Genomic DNA, 8,032 nt, shown 5'->3' with positions numbered 1-8,032 from the left:
CACCAGGGCCGAGCATCGCCCGCACCCATCAAGGTCCAGACGAAGCTCGACGGCGCCGACCGTCGCCGGCACGGCCGCGGCGATCTTCCTGCTCGTGGGCTACATCCTCAAGATGCTCACCAGCTATCTGGCCTGGAACAGCTCCGCCCGACGACGACTCCGCGTGGAGTTGGAGTTGGAGTTGGAACGGGATCCGGCGGGTTTGCTGGATGGAGCGGACATGAGGCTCACCTCGCCGCGAATCGGGCCCTCGGACCATGGCGGTTACCGACGGGTGCTACCCGATCGTATGTACCCGATCCACCGCGAAGCAGCCACCCTTCGCGCGTCCGTTCAGCCGATGTCGACGGAGTACGCCTTTGTGTCAAGCCGCCCCGAGCCCTTGAAGATCTCGGTGCCGGACTCGATGCCGGAGACGTATTTGTCGTTGCTCAGCAGCTTGCGCCGGACGAGTGCCTGGGTGAAGTCGTCGATGTTCAGGGTCGCCTTGGTGGTGTTGGCGGTGCGGACGAAGGAGTACACGTTCCAGCCGATGTTCCCCTGGTAGATGTCCCACATGGCGCCGTCGAGGCTGACGCTGCCGTACTTGGTGCCGAGCGGGCCCGCGCCGCCCTGCCGGTTGAGCCAGATCATGATCTCGTCGGTGGGCTGGTCCGCCCAGTCGGCGGTGTTCTTGGAGTGCAGCCACAGGTCGTACGCCACGTCGAGCGTGCCGGGGTTGGAGCTGAGCGTGAAGTCCCAGGTCGTCTTTACCGGCTTACGGTCGCCGACGCGGATCGGCAGCCCGGTGGTCGCCTTGTCGACCTTCCAGCCCCAGTGCCAGCCGAGGACCGTGCTGGCGAACGTCTTCACGTCCGCGTCGGTGCCCTTGCTGTTGTTGGCCCAACTGAAGGACGTGCCCCACGAAATCGTCGACCCCGCCTGGGAGTTGTCCCACACGCACTGGCTGCCGGTGGCCTTGTCGCGTCCCCACTGGTTGTTGTTCACGTAGTACTTGCCGAGGGTGACCGTGTCGTCGGCCGTGCACTTCTTGCTCGACTCACCCGCCTGGGCGACGGTGACACCGGCGAGCGCCGCGAGAGCCACCGCGGTGGCGACCAGCGTCTTCCGCTTCTTGGACAGGCGTGGTCTGCGGTGTTGCATCGGGGGTCCTTCCGGGGGACGGTTCGTCTACGACCTCTCAGTGGCCGCCGACCCGCCCGGAGGTTGCCTCCCCGGCGCGGAGAATCCTGCCGGGCCGGGGTTTCCCGAACAGTCGAGCCCGGCGTTTCGAGAAAGTGTCGAAGCGCTTCGACAACCTATGGACACCCACACCGCCTGAAGCTAATGTCGAACCACCCTCACCCGCCCTTGTCAGCAACGCGCACTGTCGAAGCGCTTCACAAAGCTTGGAGAGCTGGATGGTCACCCTCGCCGAGGTCGCCCAGCACGCCGGAGTCTCGGCGAGCACGGTGAGCTATGTCCTCAGCGGCAAGCGGTCCATCTCCGGAGCCACCCGGCAGCGGGTCGAGCAGAGCATCCGCGAGCTGGGCTACCACCCGAACGCGGGCGCCCGCGCCCTGGCCAGCAGCCGGTCGAACATCATCGCGCTGATGGTGCCGCTGCGCACCGACATGTACGTGCCGGTGATGATGGAGATCGCCATCGCCGTGGCGACCACCGCCCGCCTGCACGGCTACGACGTGCTGCTGCTCACCGGCGAGGAGGGTCCCGACGCGGTGCGCCGGGTCACCGGCAGCGGGCTCGCCGACGCGATGATCCTGATGGACGTCGAACTCGACGACGAGCGGCTGCCGTTGCTGCGCGGCACCGACCAGCCGTCCGTGCTCATCGGCCTCCCCGCCGACACCACCGGACTGACCTGCGTCGACCTCGACTTCGGGGCGACCGGCGCGCTGTGCGTCGAGCACCTCGCCAAACTCGGTCACCACGACATCGCTGTCATCGGCGAGGCGCCCGCCGTCTACGAGCGGCACACCGGTTTCGCGGAGCGCACCCTCGACGGACTCCGGTCCCGCGCGCGGGAGTTGGGCCTGCGCGTGCTGCACCGGCCGTGCGAGGGCGGGTACGACGCGATGACGATGACACTGGCCCGGATCTTCGACGAGCGTCCCGGCACCACGGGCTTCGTCGTGCAGAACGAGTCGGCGGTCGAGCCGCTGCTCGCGCTGCTGCGCCAGCAGGGCCGGGCCGTGCCGGAGGACGTGTCGGTGGTCGCGGTCTGCCCCGACCAGGTCGCCACCCAGGCCTCGGTGCGGCTGACGTCCGTCGCCATCCCCGCGCAGGAGATGGGCCGTTACGCCGTGGAGCACCTGGTGGCCAAGCTGGACGGCCGCGGCAGCGACGAAGTCGTGCTGATCGCGCCGGAGTTGACGATGCGGGCGAGTACGGGACCGGCGCCCGCCGTTTCCTGACCCTTTTCGACCTCAGAGCTCCACCCCTGTGCTGCCGCCAGGGCACCGCCATGTCTGCACTCCTCACAGGAGCCCTCACGTGAATCAGCCTGCCGAGAACCAGATCAGTCAGGGCGCGGGTGCGGTCAGCCTCGCGCAGTCGTCGCCCACCGTCGGCACTTTCCGTGAGCGGGACGGCGCGCTGGAGTGGAGCGGCCGTCAGGAGACCCTGCGGATAGAACCGTGGGGCCCTGACGCGGTGCGGGTCAGGGCCAGGCTCGGCGGCCCGCTGCTCGACGGGCTGCCCGGCGCGCTCCTGGACGAGGCGCCGGTCACCGAGGCCACCATCAAGATCGAGGATGGTCAAGGGACCCTGATCGTCGGTGAGTTGACTGTCGAGGTCGACGCCGAGGGCCTGATCCGCTTCCTGCGCACCGACGACTCCGGCGAACTCCTCGCCGAGGCCCGTGCCCACTTCTGGTGGCCCGGCTCGCGCCTCTACACGGCGGTCGGCAACGGCCACCACCGCCTGGAGCAGCGCTTCGCCGCGTACGAGGACGAGAAGCTGTACGGCCTCGGCCAGCACCAGCACGGGAAGTTGGACCAGAAGGGCCTGGTCCTCGACCTGGTCCAGCGCAACGCCGAGGTCGGCATCCCTGTGCTGGTCTCCAGCCGCGGCTACACCCTGCTGTGGAACAACCCGGCGATCGGCCGCGTGGAGCTGGCCGGCAACGGCACGCGCTGGGTGGCCGATTCGGCCCGGCAGATCGACTACTGGATCACCGCGGGCGACCCGGCCGACGGCCAGCGCCGCTACAGCGCGGTGACGGGCCGCACCCCGATGCTGCCCAAGTGGGCGGCGGGCTTCTGGCAGTGCAAGCTGCGCTACCGCACCCAGGCCGAACTCCTCGCCGTGGCAAGGGAGTACAAGCGCCGGGAACTGCCCCTCTCCGCGATCGTCTGCGACTTCTTCCACTGGACGCACCTGGGCGACTGGAAGTTCGACCCGGCCGAGTGGCCCGACCCGGCGGCCATGGTCCGCGAACTGGACGAGCTGGGCGTGAAGTTGGTGGTGAGCGTCTGGCCGTCGGTGTCCCCGCTCAGCGAGAACCACGGGGTACTGGAACAGCGCGGCTTCCTCATCGGCACCCAGTACGGCCCGATGGCCCACGCCGACTGGCCGGACAAGGGGGTCGCGTCGACGGTCCAGGTGGCCTTCTACGACGCCACGAACCCCGAGGCCCGCGAGTTCCTGTGGTCGAAGATCCGCGACAACTACCTTGTGCCGTACGGCATCACGGCCTTCTGGCTGGACGCCTGCGAGCCAGAGCTGAAGCCGGGCTTCCCGGAGAACCTGCGCTACTGGGCGGGCCCGGGCCTGGAGGTCGGCAACATCTACCCGGCGGAGAACTCCCGTGCGTTCGCAGAGGGGTTGCGCGCCGAAGGCTTCGATGACGACGAGGTCATCACCCTCAACCGCTCGGCGTGGGCGGGCAGTCAGCGACATGGCGCCGCCCTCTGGTCGGGTGACATCGGCACCGACTTCCCGACCCTGCGCCGACAGATCGCCGCGGGCCTCAACACCGCGCTGTCCGGCATCCCTTGGTGGAACACGGACATCGGCGGCTTCCACGGCGGCGACCCGGACGACCCGGCGTACCAGGAGGTCATGGTCCGCTGGTTCCAGTTCGGCGCGCTGTCCCCGCTGATGCGCCTGCACGGCTTCCGCGACCCGGGCATGCCGCTGGGCCCCGACATGACCGGCGGCCCCAACGAGGTCTGGTCGTACGGCGATCGGGCCCTGCCGATCCTGGAGAAGTACCTGCGGCTTCGCGAGCGCCTGAAGCCGTACGTCCTGGACGTGATGCGCGCCGCGCACGAGGAGGGGCTGCCGGTGATGCGGCCGCTGTTCCTGGAGTTCCCCCGGGACCAGGCGTCCTGGTCGGTCGACGACGCGTACCTCTTCGGCCCTGACCTGCTGGTCGCCCCGGTGCTGACGGCGGGCGCCACGGTCCGTACGGCGTATCTCCCGGCGGGCGCGTGGTGGACGGACGCGTGGACGGGCGAGACGTACGAGGGCGGTACGGCGGTCACGGTCGACGCCCCGCTGGACCGGATTCCGCTGTTCCTGCGGGACGGGGCGACGCTGCCGGTGGCGGAGTAGCGGCCGCACGGTTCGGGCGGCCGGTGTGGACGGCTGCCCGGGCCGTGACGCTTCCGTTGTGCGGAACTGTGGGCTCCGTCACAGCCGTATCGATCTTGTTCTGCTGGACTCCTCCGATGGTGTTACGCAAGCTCGCCACCGTTGCGGGCCTCGCCGCGTTCGCCCTGTATCTCTGGGGTCTGCTGCACGTCCTGGGCGCGCTCGTCCAGGCCGAGGACGGCGGCGCCGACTCCTCGCCGATACTGCCCTGCCGTACGACCAACGGGCAGGAAGACGGACCGGAGGACCCGAGAGCCGCCCAAGTCGTGGACTATTCCGTGGACTTCGCCCCGCTCCGGTTCGTCTGCGAGACGACGGGCGGGGGCAGCTACGTCACCGACACGGTTCCCGGCTACGTCAACCCGGCGCTGTTCGGCCTCGTGTCGGCCTCGCTCGGCTGCTGGGTCGCCGCGCTCGTCGTGGCGCCGCCCGGCCCTCGCGGAGTACGAGGACCGGGCGGCTGAGCGGAGCACCGGGGTGCCCGGGTGGATCAACTACTGGTGACGCTCTCGCTGTTGGTGGTGAAGTTCAGGCCGCCGGACGAGGACGTGATCTCGAAGCCGAACTGGAGGTCCCCGATGGTCACGTTGCCGAACCAGCCCTTGGTGTCCTTGATCCACTTCAGGATCGGCAGGACGTTGACCGTGCCGGAGCTGGAGTTCGAGGTGCGCACGAACGAGAACACGTCGTTGGCACCGTTGTTGCCCTTGTAGACGGTCCAGGTGTGACCGCCCAGGGTGAGGGTGCCCTGCGAGGTGCCGAGCGGGCCGACGGCTCCGGTCTTGTTCATCCAGAGCATGATCTCGTAGTCGTAGTTGGTGTCCCAGATGTCGTACGACGTGTTGTACGCGCCGGACGACGGCACCGTGACGTTGTAGCTGCTGGTGAGCGAACCCAGCGAGGTGATCGACTTGTTGATCACCTTCTTGGCGTTGGGGTAGGACTTGATGCCGCCGGTGTTGGGGTGGTTGGCGTTGAGGCCCCAGTTGGTACCGGAGTTGGCCCAGATGCACTGGCTGCCGGCGCCGGAGCCCCAGATGTTGTTGTAGAGCGTGTACCCGTTCAGGGTCGTGGTGCCCCACTGGTCGCAGGAGCTCCAGACGGCGGCGGAGGCGGGCGCCGAGGCGAGTGCGACGGTGGCGCCGAGCGCGAGTGCGGGGGCGAGAACGGCCGTAAGTACGCGGCCCAGCTTGCGTGTTGCCATGGTGTCCCTTCCATGGGTGGGGGGAACTGCGAGTGGCTACCGCGCCCCCAGGGTGAGGACGCGGTCTTCTCCGGCGACGAGGTCGAGCGGCTCCGTGCCGGAGGAAGTCCGGAGTTCGACGCGGTGAGTACGGGACGGCCGGATCAGCGCTGTGGCGGAGTGGGGCGTCCAGCTCAGATCGACCTCCGCCCCGAACCTCGTGCGTACGCCGGTGAGTTGACCGTGCGGATACGCCGCGGGCAGCGCGGGCAGCAGGACCAGCCGGTCCGGGGTCGACTGCACGAGCGCCTCGACGACCACGCCGGGCAGGGTGTGCGCGGCGTCCGCGTTGTAGACGTCGCGGTTCGGGTAGTGCGCGCTCATCAGCGAGGCGTGGAAGAAGTCACCGTCGAGGACCTGCCCGAGGGCGTGCGCGACCCGTTCACCGTCCCGGAGGCGGGCGGCGACGAGCGCGTGGTGGAGGTGCCCGTGCGCGGAGTCGTTCTCGGCGCCCCGGAGTTGGAGGGCGCGGTGCGCGGCGGCGGCGAGCTGCGGGGTGTCGTAGGGGTTGATCTCGTCCAGGGGCCAGACACCGTAGAGGTGACTGAGGTGGCGGTGGTCGTAGGTGTCGTCGAGGCCCGGCCAGGCCCATTCGGCAAGCGCGCCTTCGGAGTTGACCCGGTGCGGCGGCAGCCGGTCGGCGAGGGCGAGCCAGCGGGCCGCGTCGGGAGTGCCCGGATGATAGACGGCGGCGGTGTGGAGTGCGTGCCGGGCGGCGGAGAGATCCATCGCCGCGTTGATCGCGCCCCAACTGGCGTTCGCGGGACGGTTCTCGGGTGAGTAGGAGGGGACGAGGACGAGTCGGCCGTCGGCGTCGGTACGTCCGTTCGCGAGGAAGTCCTCGTAGAACAGGGCGACTTCGGCGAGTACGGCTCCGGTACGCGGATCGCGTGCGCCGCGCGTCTCGTCGTGGTCGACGAGCGGCTTGAGCAGCCAGTCCGCCCCCGCGGTCCACAGGTGCAGCGGGTACTCGCGGCTGAAGTGGTACGACAGCCCGGACTCGCCGTCGGTGTGCGCGGGCGCGACGACGCCCCTGGCGCCGAAGACGGCACGGGCGTTCTCCCGCCAGTCACCGAGTTGACGGTGGATCAGGGAGGCGAGGGCGTCGGTGACTTCGGGGAGGGCGGCGCTCGCGGCGGACGCGGTCTGGAGGTTGAGGTTCGCGTCGTTGGTGAACGCCCCCGACCAGGCCGTGTTCCAGTCGCCGGTCCACAGTCCGGTGAGCCGGGGCGGGAGCAGCCCGCTGGCGGAGAGGAGGTGATAGCGACCCGCGGCGAAGAGCCGTTCGAGGAGGGCGGGACTGTGGGTGCGCTTCAGCAACTCGCAGCCGGGGAGGGCGCGTTCGGCGTCGTCGGCGTGGAGGTCGAGGGTGACGCGGGCGTAGGCCGTGCGGTGGAGGGCGAGATGGCGGTCGAGAAGGGCGTCGTAGGGCTGCTGCCGGTCGTCGAGCGACTCCCTCAGCGCGCGGGTCTCTTCTACGACGTCCAGCTCGCCGGTGTGCCGCCGGACCCGGGTGAGGAGGAGGACGTCGGTGGCCCCGGCGATCCGGACTCCCGCTGACGTGAGCCGTGTTGTGCCGCCGGTGACCACGGCCAGGGTGACTCCGGTGTACGCGCGGTCGCTGTCGGGGTAGCGGACGCGGAGAGTGAGGACGGCGCCGTCGGGGGTGAGGAGCGTGCCGTGGCCGACGCCCAACCCTGTTGGCGCGCACGGGAGTTGATGGTCCTGAGCGAGGTCGAGGGTGAGGTCGGGAGCTGTGATGTGCTGGACGATCACGTCGTCGGCGCGGGAGACGAAGACGCGGCTGCGCCAGTCGTCACAGCGGGCGGTGACCTCGCCGGTCGTGAAGTCGACGGAGCGGCGGTAGTCGCGCCCTGCCGCGCCGGACGGCCTGCGCAGCCGCAGCTGGAAGGCCGGGTGGAAGGGCTGCACCCACTGGAGCGGGCGGTCGTCCGTGAACTCCTCGGCGGCGGTGAGGTCACCGGCGAGCAACCTGGCCTGGAGCGCGGGGAGTTCGGCGGCGAGGTGTGGGGGCCGGGCGTGTTCGGCGCCGTTCGGGCGGACGAGGGTGTGGTGGGTGACGATGACGCGATCATCGTTCGGATCACCGGACACGAGGACGCCGTGATGGCCGTTGCCGCTGAGGAAGGCGTCCTCCCAGCGGGCGGCGGGGAGCGGTTCCCAGGTGGTGTG

6 protein-coding genes are annotated in these 8,032 nt (G+C 69.7%); 3 read left to right on the top strand and 3 right to left on the bottom strand.

All coding sequences use genetic code 11. From position 1 onward, the window contains the following. Positions 1-333: 333 nt before the first annotated feature. Positions 334-1,143 carry a GH12 family glycosyl hydrolase domain-containing protein gene (locus ACNFOC_RS46620; RefSeq protein WP_416965062.1) on the bottom strand — a complete coding sequence of 270 codons (810 nt, stop codon included), beginning with the start codon at positions 1,141-1,143 and terminating at the stop codon, positions 334-336. A 257-nt stretch (positions 1,144-1,400) separates the two neighbouring features. Here ACNFOC_RS46620 and ACNFOC_RS46615 point away from each other — a divergent pair, with 257 nt between their 5' ends. From ACNFOC_RS46615 to ACNFOC_RS46605, 3 genes are all read left to right on the top strand, one after another. Then, positions 1,401-2,414 (top strand): LacI family DNA-binding transcriptional regulator, encoded by a 1,014-nt coding sequence (locus ACNFOC_RS46615; protein WP_416965061.1) that lies wholly within the window; start codon positions 1,401-1,403, stop codon positions 2,412-2,414. A 79-nt stretch (positions 2,415-2,493) separates the two neighbouring features. After that, a complete protein-coding gene (locus tag ACNFOC_RS46610; protein ID WP_416965060.1) occupies positions 2,494-4,557 on the top strand; it encodes a glycoside hydrolase family 31 protein in 2,064 nt (687 codons plus the stop codon). 116 nt (positions 4,558-4,673) lie between these two features. Continuing rightward, entirely contained in the window at positions 4,674-5,060 is a 387-nt protein-coding gene (locus ACNFOC_RS46605; RefSeq protein WP_416965059.1) for a hypothetical protein, read from the top strand. Positions 5,061-5,086: 26 nt separating this feature from the next. On the opposite strand, the gene ACNFOC_RS46600 is transcribed toward ACNFOC_RS46605, so the two are convergent. Both ACNFOC_RS46600 and ACNFOC_RS46595 read right to left on the bottom strand, forming a co-directional pair. Next, complete coding sequence (locus ACNFOC_RS46600) at positions 5,087-5,800, bottom strand: glycoside hydrolase family 12 protein (protein WP_416965058.1); 714 nt, start codon at positions 5,798-5,800, stop codon at positions 5,087-5,089. A 36-nt stretch (positions 5,801-5,836) separates the two neighbouring features. Beyond that, a partial coding sequence (locus ACNFOC_RS46595; protein WP_416965057.1) for a glycosyl hydrolase family 95 catalytic domain-containing protein occupies positions 5,837-8,032 on the bottom strand: 2,196 nt, incomplete at its 5' end.

Origin of the sequence: Streptomyces colwelliae (assembly GCF_048158785.1) — a bacterium.
Lineage (GTDB): Bacteria > Actinomycetota > Actinomycetes > Streptomycetales > Streptomycetaceae > Streptomyces.
This window is presented reverse-complemented; position numbering and strand designations above follow the sequence as displayed.

Excerpts from the sequence above, each read along its gene's own strand:
- ACNFOC_RS46605 (WP_416965059.1), top strand. The coding sequence starts at position 4,674 with ATGGTGTTACGCAAGCTCGCCACCGTTGCGGGCCTCGCCGCGTTCGCC.
- ACNFOC_RS46620 (WP_416965062.1), bottom strand. The coding sequence starts at position 1,143 with ATGCAACACCGCAGACCACGCCTGTCCAAGAAGCGGAAGACGCTGGTC.
- ACNFOC_RS46615 (WP_416965061.1), top strand. The coding sequence starts at position 1,401 with ATGGTCACCCTCGCCGAGGTCGCCCAGCACGCCGGAGTCTCGGCGAGC.
- ACNFOC_RS46600 (WP_416965058.1), bottom strand. The coding sequence starts at position 5,800 with ATGGCAACACGCAAGCTGGGCCGCGTACTTACGGCCGTTCTCGCCCCC.